Source organism: Streptomyces sp. NPDC102402, from assembly GCF_044765765.1.
In the GTDB taxonomy this organism is placed as follows: domain Bacteria; phylum Actinomycetota; class Actinomycetes; order Streptomycetales; family Streptomycetaceae; genus Streptomyces.
Map to the genome: position 1 here is coordinate 629535 of NZ_JBIWKR010000001.1, position 14740 is coordinate 644274.

14 protein-coding genes are annotated in these 14740 nt (G+C 68.1%); 7 read left to right on the forward strand and 7 right to left on the reverse strand.

Annotated features, from left to right (window positions below; translation table 11 throughout):
* Positions 1-255: 255 nt before the first annotated feature.
* Both ACIRJR_RS02590 and ACIRJR_RS02595 read left to right on the forward strand, forming a co-directional pair.
* Complete coding sequence (locus ACIRJR_RS02590) at positions 256-783, forward strand: peptidylprolyl isomerase (protein ID WP_403772631.1); 528 nt, start codon at positions 256-258, stop codon at positions 781-783.
* 154 nt (positions 784-937) lie between these two features.
* Positions 938-1846 (forward strand): rhomboid family intramembrane serine protease, encoded by a 909-nt coding sequence (locus ACIRJR_RS02595; RefSeq protein ID WP_403772634.1) that lies wholly within the window; start codon positions 938-940, stop codon positions 1844-1846.
* 243 nt (positions 1847-2089) lie between these two features.
* Here ACIRJR_RS02595 and crgA read toward each other — a convergent pair whose 3' ends face one another.
* On the reverse strand, positions 2090-2344 hold the full coding sequence (crgA, locus tag ACIRJR_RS02600; RefSeq protein WP_403772637.1) for a cell division protein CrgA: 255 nt from the start codon (positions 2342-2344) through the stop codon (positions 2090-2092).
* A gap of 178 nt (positions 2345-2522) precedes the next feature.
* On the opposite strand from crgA, the gene ACIRJR_RS02605 reads away from it, so the two are divergent.
* The 5 genes from ACIRJR_RS02605 (at position 2523) to ACIRJR_RS02625 (ending at position 6345) form a co-directional block, all read left to right on the forward strand.
* Positions 2523-3248, forward strand: coding sequence for a DUF881 domain-containing protein (locus ACIRJR_RS02605; protein WP_403773781.1), 726 nt, complete (start codon positions 2523-2525; stop codon positions 3246-3248).
* Between the two features lie 129 nt (positions 3249-3377).
* Positions 3378-3566, forward strand: coding sequence for a hypothetical protein (locus tag ACIRJR_RS02610; RefSeq protein ID WP_073750646.1), 189 nt, complete (start codon positions 3378-3380; stop codon positions 3564-3566).
* Positions 3563-4201, forward strand: coding sequence for an aminodeoxychorismate/anthranilate synthase component II (locus ACIRJR_RS02615; protein WP_403772641.1), 639 nt, complete (start codon positions 3563-3565; stop codon positions 4199-4201). The genes ACIRJR_RS02610 and ACIRJR_RS02615 overlap by 4 nt, the downstream gene beginning before the upstream one ends.
* Positions 4198-5580, forward strand: a complete 1383-nt coding sequence (locus ACIRJR_RS02620; protein ID WP_403772644.1) for a class E sortase — start codon at positions 4198-4200, stop codon at positions 5578-5580. Before ACIRJR_RS02615 ends, ACIRJR_RS02620 begins: the two co-directional genes overlap by 4 nt.
* Positions 5581-5616: 36 nt before the next feature.
* On the forward strand, positions 5617-6345 hold the full coding sequence (locus tag ACIRJR_RS02625) for a class E sortase (RefSeq protein ID WP_403772647.1): 729 nt from the start codon (positions 5617-5619) through the stop codon (positions 6343-6345).
* Positions 6346-6438: 93 nt separating this feature from the next.
* Here the strand turns inward: ACIRJR_RS02625 and pknB are convergent, their stop codons facing one another.
* The 6 genes from pknB to ACIRJR_RS02655 form a co-directional block, all read right to left on the reverse strand.
* The gene (gene pknB, locus ACIRJR_RS02630) at positions 6439-8430 is read right to left on the reverse strand and encodes a Stk1 family PASTA domain-containing Ser/Thr kinase (RefSeq protein ID WP_403772650.1); all 1992 of its coding nucleotides are present in this window, start codon (positions 8428-8430) and stop codon (positions 6439-6441) included.
* Positions 8431-8601: 171 nt separating this feature from the next.
* On the reverse strand, positions 8602-10056 hold the full coding sequence (locus ACIRJR_RS02635; protein WP_403772653.1) for a peptidoglycan D,D-transpeptidase FtsI family protein: 1455 nt from the start codon (positions 10054-10056) through the stop codon (positions 8602-8604).
* Positions 10053-11453: an FtsW/RodA/SpoVE family cell cycle protein gene (locus ACIRJR_RS02640; RefSeq protein WP_403772656.1), complete on the reverse strand. Its 1401-nt coding sequence runs from the start codon at positions 11451-11453 to the stop codon at positions 10053-10055. Before ACIRJR_RS02640 ends, ACIRJR_RS02635 begins: the two co-directional genes overlap by 4 nt.
* A 21-nt stretch (positions 11454-11474) precedes the next feature.
* Complete coding sequence (locus ACIRJR_RS02645; RefSeq protein ID WP_403772659.1) at positions 11475-12947, reverse strand: Stp1/IreP family PP2C-type Ser/Thr phosphatase; 1473 nt, start codon at positions 12945-12947, stop codon at positions 11475-11477.
* 129 nt (positions 12948-13076) lie between these two features.
* Positions 13077-13592: an FHA domain-containing protein gene (locus ACIRJR_RS02650; RefSeq protein ID WP_103760635.1), complete on the reverse strand. Its 516-nt coding sequence runs from the start codon at positions 13590-13592 to the stop codon at positions 13077-13079.
* Positions 13593-13602: 10 nt separating this feature from the next.
* A complete protein-coding gene (locus tag ACIRJR_RS02655; protein ID WP_403772662.1) occupies positions 13603-14463 on the reverse strand; it encodes an FhaA domain-containing protein in 861 nt (286 codons plus the stop codon).
* Positions 14464-14740: the final 277 nt, after the last annotated feature.

A 14740-nucleotide genomic window follows, 5' to 3' on the forward strand; every position in this document is an offset into this window, starting at 1 on the left:
GCATCCGGGTCATGGACGTCATTCTCGGGCAATGCGGCGCAAGCGGAGCTTGTCGCCGACCCTGTCACGGTTCGTGTCGGCGTGCTCCCTGCCGTCCGGCACCTGGCCCACGGGGACCCGCAGGAAGTGTGGGAAAGGTGCAGGAAAGCGGGCAACGAGGTGAGTGCCGTCCGTCCTGGGCCGTGACCGCGCTGCGGAGCGGTGCCCCCGTGCGAGGATCGGTGGTCATCAGCGAAGACTTACGGAAGGCGGATCGTGGCCGAGCAGCTGTACGCCACTTTGAGGACCAACCAGGGCGACATCGCGATCCGGCTTCTGCCGAACCACGCGCCCAAGACGGTCAAGAACTTCGTCGAGCTCGCCACGGGTGAGCGTGAGTGGACCGACCCGGAGACCGGCAGGAAGTCCACGGACAAGCTGTACGACGGCACTGTCTTCCACCGCGTCATCAGCGGTTTCATGATCCAGGGCGGTGACCCGCTGGGCAACGGCACGGGTGGCCCCGGCTACGAGTTCGGTGACGAGTTCCACCCCGACCTCGCGTTCACGAAGCCGTATCTGCTGGCGATGGCCAACGCCGGTCCGGGGACCAACGGTTCGCAGTTCTTCGTGACCGTGTCGCCCACCGCGTGGCTGACCGGCAAGCACACGATCTTCGGTGAGGTCGCCGACGAGGCGGGCATGAAGGTCGTGGACGCGATCGCCGCGGCTCCGACCAACCCCCGGACCGACCGTCCGCTCCAGGACGTGGTGATCGAGTCGGTCGTCATCGAGAGCCGGTGACCTGACGACCGGCAGGCCTCGGGGCCGCTGACCCCACGGCCGCCGCCCCTCGGGGAACCAACCGCCCTGCTCGTCCGTAGTGCTACATAACGGGCGAGCGGGGCGGCCGCGTGTGCGGCGCCTCCACGGACGAGGACCGAAGGGGCCATGACCGATGGGCGAGCAGCCGCCGGAAGACCAGGACGGGTCCGCGGCCGGGCCGCTCACGTGTTACCGGCATGCGGGCAGGGAGACGGGGATCCGCTGCACGCGGTGCGAGCGGCCGATCTGTACGGACTGCATGATCGAGGCCTCGGTGGGTTTCCACTGCCCGGAGTGCGTCCGTGAAGGTTCCGGTACGGGCCACCACCCTGCGGCGAGCCGGCCGCGGACGCTGGCGGGCGGGCGCATCGCCGCCGATCCCAGGCTGGTCACCAAGATCCTGATCGGCGTCAATCTCGCCGTCTTCGTGGCGGTGCTCGTCTCCGAGCGGAGCAGGTTCCCGCTGGTCGACGATCTCCTGCTGTTCGGCCGGGCCTACACGGGCGATCCCTCGGGCGGGCTCGAAGGTGTGGCGGAGGGCCAGTGGTACCGGCTGGTGACGTCGATGTTCCTGCACCAGGAGGTGTGGCACATCGCCTTCAACATGCTGGGGCTGTGGTGGCTCGGCGGTCCCTTGGAGGCCGCGCTGGGCCGTGCCCGTTACCTGGCGCTCTACCTGCTCTCCGGGCTCGCGGGCAGTGCGCTCACCTACTGGATCGCCGACCCCGCTCAGGGTTCCCTCGGCGCCTCGGGGGCGGTCTTCGGCCTGCTGGGAGCCACGGCGGTGCTGATGCGCCGGATGAACTACGACATGCGGCCCGTGATCGCGCTCCTCGTGGTGAACCTGATCTTCACGTTCAACCCCTGGGGCGCCATCGCCTGGCAGGCTCATGTGGGCGGGCTGGTCGCCGGGGCCCTGATCGCGGTCGCCATGGTCCACGCACCCCGGGAGCGCCGGAATTTGGTGCAGTACGGCGCCTGTGCGCTGGTGCTGGTGGTCGTCGTGGTGGTGGTCCTGATCAGGACTGCGGCGCTCACCTGAGCGGAATCGCTGCCCCAGGAGCTCCAGTTGTCCACAGAGGGTGCCGGATCTTGTGCATGACGTGGGGAACAGGTGTGCCCCTTGTCGCTGAACTGGGTTCTTCCAGTCAGGACAAGGGGCGTACCGCCTCGTGATGCGTAAGTGTGTAGTCACACCGGCGTCAACTTCGAGGGAAGTTATCCACAGATCGTCTGACCTTTTCCCCCGCCTGTGGATAACTCTGTGGGTAACTTCAGGGCAGAGCTACTTCCACTGCGTGGAGACGCCGAAGCCGCCGGCGATGAATCCGAAGCCCACGACGATGTTCCAGTTGCCGAGGGCGTCGATCGGCAGGTCGCCCTCGGTGACGTAGAAGACCACGATCCAGGCCAGGCCGACCAGGAAGAGCGCCAGCATCACCGGCGCCACCCAACTCCGGTTGGTCAGCTTTATGGTCGTCGACTGCTTCGCCGGCGGGGGCGTGAAGTCTGCCTTCTTGCGGATACGTGACTTCGGCACGAGGGACTCTCCTGTCGATGCGCTGCGTGACCGCGCAGGGATCTGTGGCTGGCGCCGGGGCGCGAGGGGGAATGCTGCCTCCCCGGGGCGTCCGTTAGCGTAGTGCTTCCGTGGCGCCTAAGGAGATAAGGGTACGTTGAGCAATTCTGCCGACTCTCCTCGCAGCCCGGCCCGGCGCATGTCCCGGTGGCCGGTCCAGGGCCTCACCGCTGCCGTTTTCGCTCTGGCCGGACTGATCTTCGTCACCAGTGCCAACGCGGCCAAAGGGACCGATATCCGGACCGATTCCTCTCTGCTGAAGCTCTCCGACCTCATCCAGCAGCGCAGTGAGAAGAACGCGGAGCTGGACGAGTCGACCGCTTCCGTGCGTGCGGACATCGACACCCTCGCCCGGCGTGACGACGGCAGCACCCGTGCCGAGGACGCGAAGCTCGACGCGCTGGAGAAGGCCGCGGGCACCACGGCGGTCACGGGTGAGGCGCTCTCCGTCACGTTGAACGACGCCCCGCCGAACGCAACCGCCAATCCCGGCTATCCCGAGCCTCAGCCCAACGACCTGGTCATCCACCAGCAGGACCTGCAAGCCGTGGTCAACGCCCTCTGGGAGGGCGGGGCCCGCGGGATCCGGGTGATGGACCAGCGGCTGATCTCCACCAGCGCGGTGCGCTGCGTCGGCAACACGCTGATCCTGCAGGGCAGGGTGTACTCGCCTCCGTACAGGGTCACCGCCGTCGGTGACCAGGGCCGGTTGAGGCAGGCGCTCAACGACTCGACGGCCATCCAGAACTATCAGTTGTACGTAAAGGCGTACGGACTGGGCTGGAAGGTCGAAGAGGACGACAACCTGACGCTTCCCGGCTATTCGGGCACCGTCGACCTCCATTACGCACAGCCGGTGAAGTAGTCCGGGCGACTGACGCCACGGGATGCGCGTCGGACCGTGACAAGCGGCTCCACAGGCGGCTTTCCACAGCTGACCCACGCCTGTGCCCCGGCCGTTTAGTCTGGTGCCGTACCGAATGGAGGCAACAGCATGTACGGCTGGATCTGGCGGCATCTGCCGGGTAACGCATGGGTGCGGGGCTTCATCTCGCTCGTGCTGGTCCTGGCGGTTGTCTACGCGCTCTTCCAGTACGTCTTCCCCTGGGCGGAGCCACTGCTTCCGTTCGGTGATGTGACGGTGGACGGCGAAAGCACCAGCGGAGCGGGGTCCGGTCAGTGAGCGCACGCATTCTCGTCGTCGACAACTACGACAGCTTCGTCTTCAACCTCGTCCAGTACCTCTACCAGCTCGGTGCCGAGTGCGAGGTGGTGCGCAACGACGAGGTGACCACGGGCCACGCCGACGACGGCTTCGACGGGGTCCTGCTGTCGCCCGGACCCGGTACACCGGAGCAGGCGGGTGTCTGCATCGAGATGGTGCACCACTGCGCGCGGAACGGCGTCCCGGTCTTCGGAGTGTGTCTGGGGATGCAGTCGATGGCCGTCGCGTACGGCGGTGTGGTGGACCGGGCGCCGGAGCTGCTGCACGGCAAGACCTCCCCCGTCCTGCACGACGGCAAGGGCGTGTTCGCCGGCCTGCCGTCGCCCTTCACCGCGACGCGTTACCACTCGCTCGCCGCCGAACCCACGACGGTTCCTCCCGAGCTCGAGGTCACCGCCCGCACGGCCGACGGCATCATCATGGGGCTGCGCCACCGTGAACAGGCGGTGGAGGGCGTGCAGTTCCACCCCGAGTCGGTGCTCACGGAGCATGGCCACCTGATGCTCGCCAACTGGCTCGAGCAGTGCGGGGACGCGGGGGCAGTCGCGAGATCGGTGGGGCTCGCCCCGGTGGTGGGCAAGGCCGCAGCGTGACCTCGCTCCGCCCCGGCGCCGGGCAGGACGGCCCGTACCCGCAGGGAGCGTACGAGCCCGACGGCACGTTCGCGGCGGCGGTGGAGCAGCTCGCGGATCCGCTGAACGATCCGCTTCCGGGGCAGCACACCTCGCCCTGGTTCCGGACGGAGACGGAACAGACCGGCGACGGTTCACCCCAGATGCCTCAGACGCCTCAGGCGGCGCCTCAGGGGCCTGCGGAGACCCCGGGCGAGTGGTACGACCCGGAGGGGTATCAGAGGGACTGGTACGGGCAGCAGGGGCCGGAGGCGGCTCCCAGGGAGGCGACCGTCCGGGGGACGGCGGTGACAGCCGATCCCGCCGCGGGCGTGCCCGGCCCCAGGAGCGGGGTCCAGGACCCGATGGCGGAGACGCCCGCCCGCGTGCCCACGGCGCCCGGACCGGATCGTGTGCGGCCCGTTGCCGGCGTACCTCCGGTCCTGCACGACGAGACGGTGGCCCTGCGGACGGCCGACACGCGGAGGGCGGCGCGGCCCGCCGCCCCCGATGACGCCGGGACCGGTCCCGAGCCGTTGCCGGCGGGCGGCAGGGCCGAGCGGCGCCGGGCGGCCAAGGGGCAGGGCAGACGGCGGGGCGAACCCCGGGCGGCGGCGGACCCGGGGGCCGTCGGGCCCGCGGTCCCGATGTCACGGCTGGAGGCCCGGCGAGCGGCCCGTGCCGCCAAGGACAGCCCCGCCGTGGTGGCCAGCCGGGTCGTCGGCGAGGTGTTCATCACCTTCGGCGTGCTGATGCTCCTGTTCGTCACCTACCAGCTGTGGTGGACCAACATCCGTGCCGACCAGATCGCGGGCCGGGAGACGCACAAGATCCAGGACGACTGGGCGAGCGGTGAACGCAGTCCGGGGGTCTTCGAACCCGGTCAGGGGTTCGCGATCATGCACATCCCCAAGCTGGACGTGGTCGCGCCGATCGCCGAGGGCATCAGCAAGGAGAAGGTCCTCGACCGCGGCATGATCGGCCACTACGGCGAGGGCAAGCTGAAGACCGCGATGCCCTCGGACGAGCAGGGGAACTTCGCGGTGGCGGGTCACCGCAACACCCACGGCGAGCCCTTCCGCTACATCAACAAGCTGAAACCGGGCGATCCGATCGTGGTCGAGACGCAGGACGCCTACTACACGTACGAGATGGCCAGCATCCTTCCGCAGACGTCGCCGTCCAACGTGGCGGTGATCGACGAAGTGCCCCCGGGCTCCGGTTTCACCGGTCCGGGCAGGTACATCACGCTGACCACCTGCACGCCGGAATTCACGAGTACGTACCGAATGATCGTGTGGGGCAAAATGGTCGACGAACGGCCGCGCAGCAAGGGGAAGCCCGACGCGCTCGTCGACTGAAGCGGGCTGGACGACATCACGACAGGGGCGGGTGCGGTGGCAGCGAGGACCGAACAGGAAGAGCGCACCGACGAGCCGGTCGTCCCGGTGCGCCGCAGGGGCCGCCATCCGGTCGCGACGGCCGTGAGCGCCTTCGGTGAACTGCTGATCACGGCCGGGCTGGTGCTGGGCCTGTTCGTCGTCTACTCGCTGTGGTGGACCAACGTGCTCGCCGACCGTGAGGCCGACAAGCAGGGCAACACCATCCGCGACCGGTGGGCCGGGGGCCCCGGGGCGCTGGACACCAGGGACGGCATCGGCTTCCTCCACGTCCCGGCCATGAAGAACGGCGAGGTGCTGGTCAAGAAGGGCACCGACACCGAGACCCTCAACAACGGCATCGCCGGCTACTACACGGACCCGGTGAAATCGGCCCTTCCGTCGGCGGAGCAGGGCAACTTCGCGCTCGCCGCGCACCGGGACGGGCACGGCGCCAAGTTCCACAACATCGACAAGGTGAAGACGGGTGACGCGGTCGTCTTCGAGACCAAGGACACCTGGTACGTCTACAAGGTCTTCGCGGAGCTTCCGGAGACGTCGAAGTTCAATGTCGACGCGATCGCTCCGGTGCCCAAGGGATCGGGTGCGAAGAAGGCCGGACGCTACATCACGCTGACCACGTGCACGCCCGTCTACACGTCGAAGTACCGCTACATCGTGTGGGGCGAACTGGTCCGCACCGAGAAGGTCGACAGGGACCGCACGAAGCCGGCGGAGCTGCGGTAGCGGTCCGGCGCTCCTGTACGGACGACAGGCCCCGACCACCTCAGCGGTGGTCGGGGCCTGTCGTGTGTGTACGCCGTGCACGGCTCCGTGGCGTCAGTCCTGCCGGCCGCCGAAGAGGTTGCCGTCCCCGCCCCCGTCGCCGCCGAAGGTGGTGAGGGTGACCGTGGTGCCCTTGGCGACCGGCGAGTTGGCCCCCGGGTCGGCCTGCACCACCAGGGCGTTCGGCTTGTCGGGCGAGTTGGCGGCCAGCGCGACGACCAGCCCCATGCCTTCGAGCTGGGCCTTCGCCTGCTGGTACCGCATGCCGACGATGTTGGCCGGGATGGTGACCTGCTCGGGCTGCGCAGGGCCCTTGGAGATCTTCAGGACGATCTGAGTGTCCTTGGCCTGCTTGCTCGGGGCTTCCGGGGTCTGTCCGATCACCGTGCCGGCAGGTTTGTCCGATTCCTCTTCGGCACTGGCGATGCTGGTGAAGCCGATGCCCTTGAGCTGCGCCTCGGCGTCCGCGAACGACCTGTCGGTGACGCTCGGCAGGTCGAGCAGCTTCTCCTTGGCCACGGTGATCGTGACCTCGGTGTCCTTCTCGACCTTCGAACCGCCCTCGGGATCCTGCGCGATGACCGTGTCCAGGGTCTTCTCGGACTCCTCCGCCTTCACGTTCACCGTGAAGCCGTCGTCCTCCAGGGCCTTGCGGGCATTGTCCACGGACTTCTCCAGGACGTCAGGCACCTCGACCTTGGGGGCCCCTGTGGAGACGACGACCGTCACGGTCTCGCCCTTCGACATCTCCTCGTCCGTGTCCGGGGTCTGGCTGCAGATCTCGCCCTTCGCCTGGTTCTCGCAGGGCTCCTTCGACCCGACCTTCAGTTCGACCTCGGCGTTGTCCGCCAGCCTCTGCGCCTCCTTGACCGTGGAGCCGACCATGTTCGGCACGCCGAACTTGCCGCCGTCCCCGCCGTCGGTGGAACTGAAGAGCGTCTGGCCGATCAGGATCGCGCCGATCAGCACGAGGACGCCGGCGACGACGAGGAGGATCGTCGAGGTGTTGCTCTTCTTCTGCTGGCGCCGGCGGCCGGGGCGGTCGTCGTAGCCGTAGCCGCCGTCGTCCGGGTTGACCGGGGGCAGCATCGACGTCTGGCCGCCGCCCGGGTCCGTCGCGCGCAGGGCGGTGGTGGGCTGGTCGTTTCCGTAGCCGTCGTACCCGCCGTAGCCGGCCGCTCCCATGGCGGCCGTGGCCGCGACCGGGCGGCCGTCGAGGCATGCCTCGATGTCGGCGCGCATCTCGTCGGCCGACTGGTAGCGGTAGTCAGGGTCCTTGGTCAGCGCCTTCAGGACGATGGCGTCCATCTCGGGCGTGATCTCGGAGTCGAAGTTGCTCGGCGGCTGCGGCTCCTCGCGCACGTGCTGGTACGCGACGGCGACGGGTGAGTCCCCGACGAACGGGGGGCGGACCGCGAGCAGCTCGTAGAGCAGGCAGCCCGTGGAGTAGAGGTCGGAGCGCGCGTCGACCTGCTCGCCCTTCGCCTGCTCCGGGGAGAGGTACTGGGCCGTGCCGATGACCGCCGCGGTCTGGGTCATCGTCATTCCGGAGTCGCCCATCGCGCGGGCGATACCGAAGTCCATGACCTTGACCTGGCCGGTGCGCGTCAGCATGACGTTCGCCGGCTTGATGTCGCGGTGGACGATCTGGGCGCGGTGCGAGTACTCCAGCGCCTGGAGGATCCCGACCGTCATTTCGAGGGTCCGCTCCGGCAGCAGCTTGCGGCCGGAGTGCAGAAGCTCTCTGAGGGTCGACCCGTCGACGTACTCCATCACGATGTACGGGATCGAGACCCCGTCGACGTAGTCCTCGCCGGTGTCGTAGACGGCGACGATCGCGGGGTGGTTGAGCGAGGCGGCGGACTGGGCTTCACGGCGGAACCGTGCCTGGAAGGACGGATCGCGGGCGAGGTCGGCCCGCAGCGTCTTCACAGCGACGGTGCGGCCGAGCCGGGTGTCGTGGGCGAGGTAGACCTCGGCCATGCCACCACGGCCGAGCACCGAGCCCAGCTCGTACCGGCCGCCGAGGCGACGCGGCTCTTCCATAACTGATCCAGCCCTCTCCGTCAGTCCCGACCGCACCCGTGTGTGGTCCGGCGGTGCGCTGCTCGCGCATACGCTACCGGGCACCCCCGGCGTGATCGGCCCGCACCCGTCAGCTGATATCCGACCGGTATCCCAATGTGCTGGTGCGGACAGAAGTTGTGACGGGTGTCACTACTTTCCGTCGAGTACCGCCTTCATCACGTTCTTGGCGATCGGTGCCGCCAGGCCGCCACCGGAGATGTCGTCCCGGTTGGCGTTCCCGTCCTCGACCACCACGGCTACGGCGACCGGTGAGCCGCTGTCGGTCTTGGCGTACGAGATGAACCAGGCGTACGGCTTCTCGCTGTTGTTGAGTCCGTGCTGGGCGGTGCCGGTCTTGCCACCGACGGTGACGCCGTCGATCTGGGCGTTGGTTCCCGTGCCCTCCTTGACCACGGTCTCCATCATCTGCTGCACCTTCTGGGCGTTCTCCGCCGAGAGCGGCTCGCTGAGCTGCTCCTTCTCGTGCGTGTAGATGACGTCCAGATTGGGTGCCTGGCGCTGGGCGACCATGTACGGCTGCATGAGCTTGCCGTCGTTGGCGATCGCCGACGCGACCATGGCCATCTGGAGCGGAGTGGCGCGGTTGGAGGCCTGGCCGATGCCCGCCATGGCGTTCTGCGGCGGGTTGTCCTTCGGGTAGACGCTGGCGTCGGCCCGGACCGGAGTGAAGACTTCCTTGTCGAAGCCGAACTTGTCGGCCTGCTCGATCATCTTCTCGTTGCCGAGGTCGTCGCTCATCTTGCCGAAGACGGTGTTGCAGGAGTAGCGCAGTGCCACTCGGAGCGAGGCGTCCTTGCAGGGGATGTTGCCCTCGTTCTGCAGCAGGTTGGTCGACTGCGGGAGACGCCAGGGCAGCGGGGAGTCGGTCTTCGCGTCGATGTCGGTGTAGAGGCCGTTCTCGAGGGCCGCGGACGCCGTGACGACCTTGAACGTCGAGCCGGGCGGGTAGGTCTCCCGCAGGGCCCGGTTCAGCATCGGCTTGTCCTTGTCGTCCAGGAGCTTCTGCCGTGCGTCGGAGTCCTTCATCGAGTTGCCCGCGAACACCGAGGGGTCGTACGAGGGCGTGCTGGCCAGCGCGAGGATGGCGCCGGTCTGCGGGTCGAGCGCGGCGACGGCGCCCTTCTTGTCCCCGAGTCCTTCGAAGGCGGCCTTCTGGGCGGCACCGTTGAGCGTGGTGACGACGTTCCCGCCGGTCTTCTTCTCGCCGGTGAACATCGACAGGGTGCGGTCGAAGAACAGCTGGTCGCTGTTGCCCGTCAGGATGCCGTCCTCGAGGTTCTCCAGCTGCGAGGAGTCGAAGGCCTGCGAGGAGTAGCCGGTGACGGGGGCCCACATGGGGCCGTTCTTCCAGACGCGCTTGTACCTGAAGTCGCTGTCCTTGGTCTCGACGGAGCTCGTGACGGGTTCGCCGTCGACGATGATGTTGCCGCGCTCGTGGGCGTAGCGCTCGATCTGGACGCGGCGGTTGTGCTCGTTCGCGTTGAGTTCGTCGGCGCGGACGTACTGGATGTAGTTGGTGCGGATCAACAGGGCCAGGACGAGGACGCCGCAGAAGATCGCGATCCTGCGGAGCGGCTTGTTCACGGTCGGACCACCTGGGTCATCTCGGCGTCCGGGGACGGTGCGGGTGCGGGGGCGGGACGCCGGGCCGTGTCGCTGATTCTGATCAGGATCCCGATGAGGGCCCAGTTGGCGATGACGGACGAACCACCGGCCGCGAGGAACGGCATGGTCATACCGGTCAGCGGGATGAGCCCCATGACACCGCCGGCGACGACGAAGACCTGGATGGCGAAGGAACCGGACAGGCCGATCGCCAGGAGCTTGCCGAAGGGGTCGCGGGCGGCGAGGGCCGTACGGACGCCGCGCTCGACGACGAGGCCGTAGACGAGCAGGACGGCCATCATTCCGGCCAGACCGAGTTCCTCGCCGACGGTGGCGAGGATGAAGTCGGAGTTGGCGGCGAAGCCGATCAGGTCCGAGTTGCCCTGGCCGAGGCCGGTGCCGAGGGTGCCGCCGGAGCCGAAGGCCATGAGGGACTTGGCCATCTGCTCGCTTGCGTCGAACTTCCCCCAACCTGCGAACGGGTCGAGCCAGGCGGTGACGCGCTCCTGGACGTGCGGCTCGAACGTCGCCACACCGACGGCGCCTGCTCCCGACATCAGCAGGCCGAAGACGATCCAGCTGGTGCGCTCGGTGGCGACGTACAGCATGACGACGAACATGCCGAAGAACAGCAGCGAGGAACCCAGGTCGGTCTCGAAGACCAGGATCAGGATCGAGAAGGCCCAGACCATGAGGATGGGTCCGAGGTCTCGGCCGCGGGGCAGGTACAGCCCCATGAAGCGGCGGCTGGCGAGGGCCAGGGCGTCGCGCTTGACCATCAGGTAGCCGGCGAAGAACACCGCGATGATGATCTTGGCGAACTCGCCCGGCTGGATCGTTCCGACGCCGGGGATGTTGATCCAGATCTTGGCGCCGTTCACCGCGGGGAAGAACATCGGAAGGATGAGCAGGAACAGCGCGACCAGCATGGAGATGTAGGTGTAGCGCTGCAGGATGCGGTGGTCCTTCAGAGCGATCAGGACGCCGACCATCAGAGCCACACCGACCGCCGAGAACATCAGCTGTTTGGAGGCGGCCGGGGCGAAGGTTCTGATTGCCTGGAACCGCTCAGACTGGTCCAGGCGCCAAATGAGGGCCAGTCCCAGCCCGTTCAGCAGGGTCGCCAGTGGCAGGAGCAGCGGGTCCGCGTACGGGGCGAATCTCCGTACGGCGAGATGGGCCACTCCGCCGAGCAGCGCGAGGCCCAGGCCGTAGCCGAGCATGCCCGCAGGCAGTTCGCCGTTGAGGGCGAGGCCCACGTTGGCGTACGCGAACACCGAGATCAGGACGGCGAACGCGACCAGCACCAGCTCGGTGTTGCGGCGGCTCGGCGCGTCGATCGCGCCGATGGTGGTCGTGTTGGTGACAACGCTCATGTGCTGAAGGCCCCCTACGGCTTACTGCTTACCGCACTGCAGGGCCAGCTTCTTCTCTTCCTCCGAGAGGCTGGGGCCGGGAGTGGGAGTCGCGGTCTTGGTCCCCTTGGCGGGAGACGTGGCGGAAGTGCTGTCGGCGGCTTCGTCCTGGCTCTTGGCGGCGTCCGCCTCGGCCGCACGGCGCTGCGCGTCCTTCTTGCAGGCGGAGGCCTGTGCTTCGAGCTCGCTGAGCTTCTTGTGGGCATCGGTGAGGTTGCCCTGGGAGATCGTCGCTTCGACCTTCTTGCGCCAGTAGGGCGGGAGGTACTTGAGTTCGATCTTGGTGTCCTCTTCGACCTTCGAGAGGGACACCCAGGCCAGGTCCTGGCTGATTCCTCGGTACAGCGCGACGTTGTCGTCCTTCGCGCCCACGTAGAACTGCGTCTGGGTCCAGCGGTAGCCCCCGTAGACGCCGCCGCCGATGACGGCCAGCGCGAGCACGATGTAGAACGAACGCTTCAGCCACCTGCGGCGGCCACGGGGCTTGACGAAGTCCTCGTCGGTGTACGCGTCGAAGGCGCCGTCAGGACCGGAGCCGTAGCCCATGTCGTCGCCGCTGCCGGGCGGGCCGAAGCCTCCGGGCTGCGGAGGCACGGGGCGGCCGAGGCCGGCCGCGCGGCCGGCCGGTGTCTCCATCGCCCGGCCGTCGTTCGCCTGAGCGGCCTGGTTCTCGGCGACCGCGCCGACGATGACCGGGGTGTCGTTGAGCTGTCCGGCCAGGGTGTCGTTGCTGTCGACGTCCAGGACGTCGGCGACGATGCACGTGATGTTGTCAGGGCCTCCGCCGCGCAGGGCGAGCTGGATGAGGTCCTGGATCGTCTCCTGCGGGCCCTGGTAGCTGGCCAGGGTCTCCTCCATCGTCTGGTGGGAGACGACGCCGGAGAGTCCGTCCGAGCAGATCAGATAGCGGTCGCCGGCCCGGACCTCCCGGACCGAGAGATCGGGCTCCACGTGGTCGCCGCTGCCCAGGGCCCGCATCAGCAAGGAGCGCTGCGGGTGGGTGGTGGCTTCCTCTTCGGTGATCCTGCCCTCGTCGACGAGACGCTGCACCCAGGTGTGGTCCTGGGTGATCTGCGTCAGCACGCCGTCGCGCAGGAGGTACGCACGGGAGTCGCCGACGTGGACGAGGCCGAGGCGCTGACCGGTCCAGAGCAGGGCGGTGAGCGTGGTGCCCATGCCCTCCAGCTGGGGGTCCTCCTCGACCATGACGCGCAGTTGGTCGTTGGCCCGCTGGACCGCCGTACCGAGCGAGGTGAGGATGTCGGAGCCCGGCACGTCGTCGTCGAGCTGGACGAGCGTGGAGATCACCTCGGAGCTGGCGACCTCTCCGGCCGCCTGGCCGCCCATGCCGTCGGCGATGGCGAGAAGGCGGGGCCCGGCGTAGCCGGAGTCCTCGTTGCCTTCCCGGATCATGCCCTTGTGCGATCCGGCGGCGAAGCGCAGGGACAAGCTCATGCGCACCTCGCCCGTCGGTTCGGGGTACAGCCGGTCTCGAGCCACACTGCCCACCCTCCGGTCGGGAGCCGGGCCGGGTCCGTCGTAAGGACCGCCGCGGCTCGCTCGCTCCGCTCGCTCATTGTCGTACTACTTCCGCAGCTCGATGACGGTCTTACCGATGCGGATCGGCGCGCCCAGCGGAACAGGCGTCGGGGTGGTGAGCCGGGTCCGGTCGAGATAGGTGCCGTTGGTGGACCCGAGGTCCTCGACGATCCACTGGCCGTCACGGTCCGGGTAGATCCTGGCATGCCTGCTGGACGCGTAGTCGTCATCCAGCACGATTGTTGAATCGTGCGCCCGGCCCAGGGTGATGGTCTGGCCCTGCAGAGCGACCGTGGTACCGGTGAGTGTGCCTTCGGAGACGACCAGCTTGGTGGGTGCCCCACGGCGCTGGCGCCCGGACTGCTGGCGCTGCTGAGGCGGCGCCGCTTGCTGTTGGCGTCCTTGTTGCGGGCGCGTGTCACCGGCAGTGCGGCGTGAGCCGCGCTGCGTGACACGCGTACCGAACAGGTCGCTGCGAATGACCTGGACGGCCACGATTACGAATAGCCACAGAACAGCCAGGAAACCTAGCCGCATGACCGTCAGGGTCAGCTCTGACATTGCCCCCGCTTCACCCTTCGGCTTGCCGGTAAACGATGGTGGTGCTGCCCACGACGATCCGCGAGCCGTCGCGGAGCGTAGCGCGGGTGGTGTGCTGCCCGTCCACCACGATGCCGTTGGTGGACCCGAGATCCTGGATCGTCGAGGGCGTTCCGGTCCGGATCTCACAGTGCCGGCGGGATACGCCGGGGTCGTCGATCCGCACGTCGGCGTCGGTGCTTCGTCCCATCACCAACGTCGGGCGGGAGATCTGATGGCGGGTGCCGTTGATCTCGATCCAGCGCCGCACCTGGGCGTCCGGCGCGGAGCCGGACGCGGCCGGCGGGCGCCAGTCGCTGGAAGGACCTCCGGAGCGCCCGGCACCCGGCGGCGCCGGGGGCATGGGCGGGGCGGAAGCCGGTGGGTAGCCGTAGCCGCCCTGCTGCCCCTGGGGGGCGGAAGGGCGGTTCGGCTGGGCGTGAGGGGCAGGGCCGCTCTGCTGGCCCTGCTGTGACGAACTCGACGCCAAGGTCCGGCTGCGTACGCGGTACAGACCGGTGTCGAGGTCGTCCGCCTTCTCCAGGTGGACCTTGATCGGTCCCATGAAGGTGTACCGCTGCTGCTTGGCGTAGTCGCGTACGAGGCCGGAGAGCTCGTCGCCGAGCTGGCCGGAGTACGGGCTCAGCCGCTCGTAGTCCGGAGTGCTGAGCTCGACGATGAAGTCGTTGGGTACGACGGTTCGCTCGCGGTTCCAGATCGTCGCGTTGTTGTCGCACTCGCGCTGGAGTGCTCCCGCGATCTCGACCGGCTGCACCTCGGACTTGAAGACCTTGGCGAAGGTGCCATTGACCAGACCTTCGAGACGCTGCTCGAAACGCTTCATGACTCCCATGGGGCACCTCCTCCGGTGTCGTCGTCCCTGTACTGCTTACTGATCGTATCCACGCGTCGGGAAATCGGCTGGTTCCCCTTGTCTGCACAGTGGATGAGTGTCACCTCTCACACGGATCGTAGAGGTGGCCTCCTGACAGTGTCCCGCACTCCGGCTGCACTCAGGAGGAGTGGGGCCGAGCTTCCCGCGTTCCCGCTTCCCTCCGTGGGTCGGGCGAAACAACGGATGTGAATCCACCCTGTCCAGCGTGCTAATCTTCCGTTGTCGCCAGGCGCTC

Bases quoted from the DNA above. Each gene is read 5' to 3' on its own strand.
- ACIRJR_RS02640 (WP_403772656.1), bottom strand. From the start codon at position 11,453: ATGAGCGTTGTCACCAACACGACCACCATCGGCGCGATCGACGCGCCG.
- ACIRJR_RS02595 (WP_403772634.1), top strand. From the start codon at position 938: ATGGGCGAGCAGCCGCCGGAAGACCAGGACGGGTCCGCGGCCGGGCCG.
- ACIRJR_RS02650 (WP_103760635.1), bottom strand. From the start codon at position 13,592: ATGTCAGAGCTGACCCTGACGGTCATGCGGCTAGGTTTCCTGGCTGTT.
- ACIRJR_RS02610 (WP_073750646.1), top strand. From the start codon at position 3,378: ATGTACGGCTGGATCTGGCGGCATCTGCCGGGTAACGCATGGGTGCGG.
- ACIRJR_RS02605 (WP_403773781.1), top strand. From the start codon at position 2,523: ATGTCCCGGTGGCCGGTCCAGGGCCTCACCGCTGCCGTTTTCGCTCTG.
- ACIRJR_RS02655 (WP_403772662.1), bottom strand. From the start codon at position 14,463: ATGGGAGTCATGAAGCGTTTCGAGCAGCGTCTCGAAGGTCTGGTCAAT.
- pknB (WP_403772650.1), bottom strand. From the start codon at position 8,430: ATGGAAGAGCCGCGTCGCCTCGGCGGCCGGTACGAGCTGGGCTCGGTG.
- ACIRJR_RS02645 (WP_403772659.1), bottom strand. From the start codon at position 12,947: ATGAGCTTGTCCCTGCGCTTCGCCGCCGGATCGCACAAGGGCATGATC.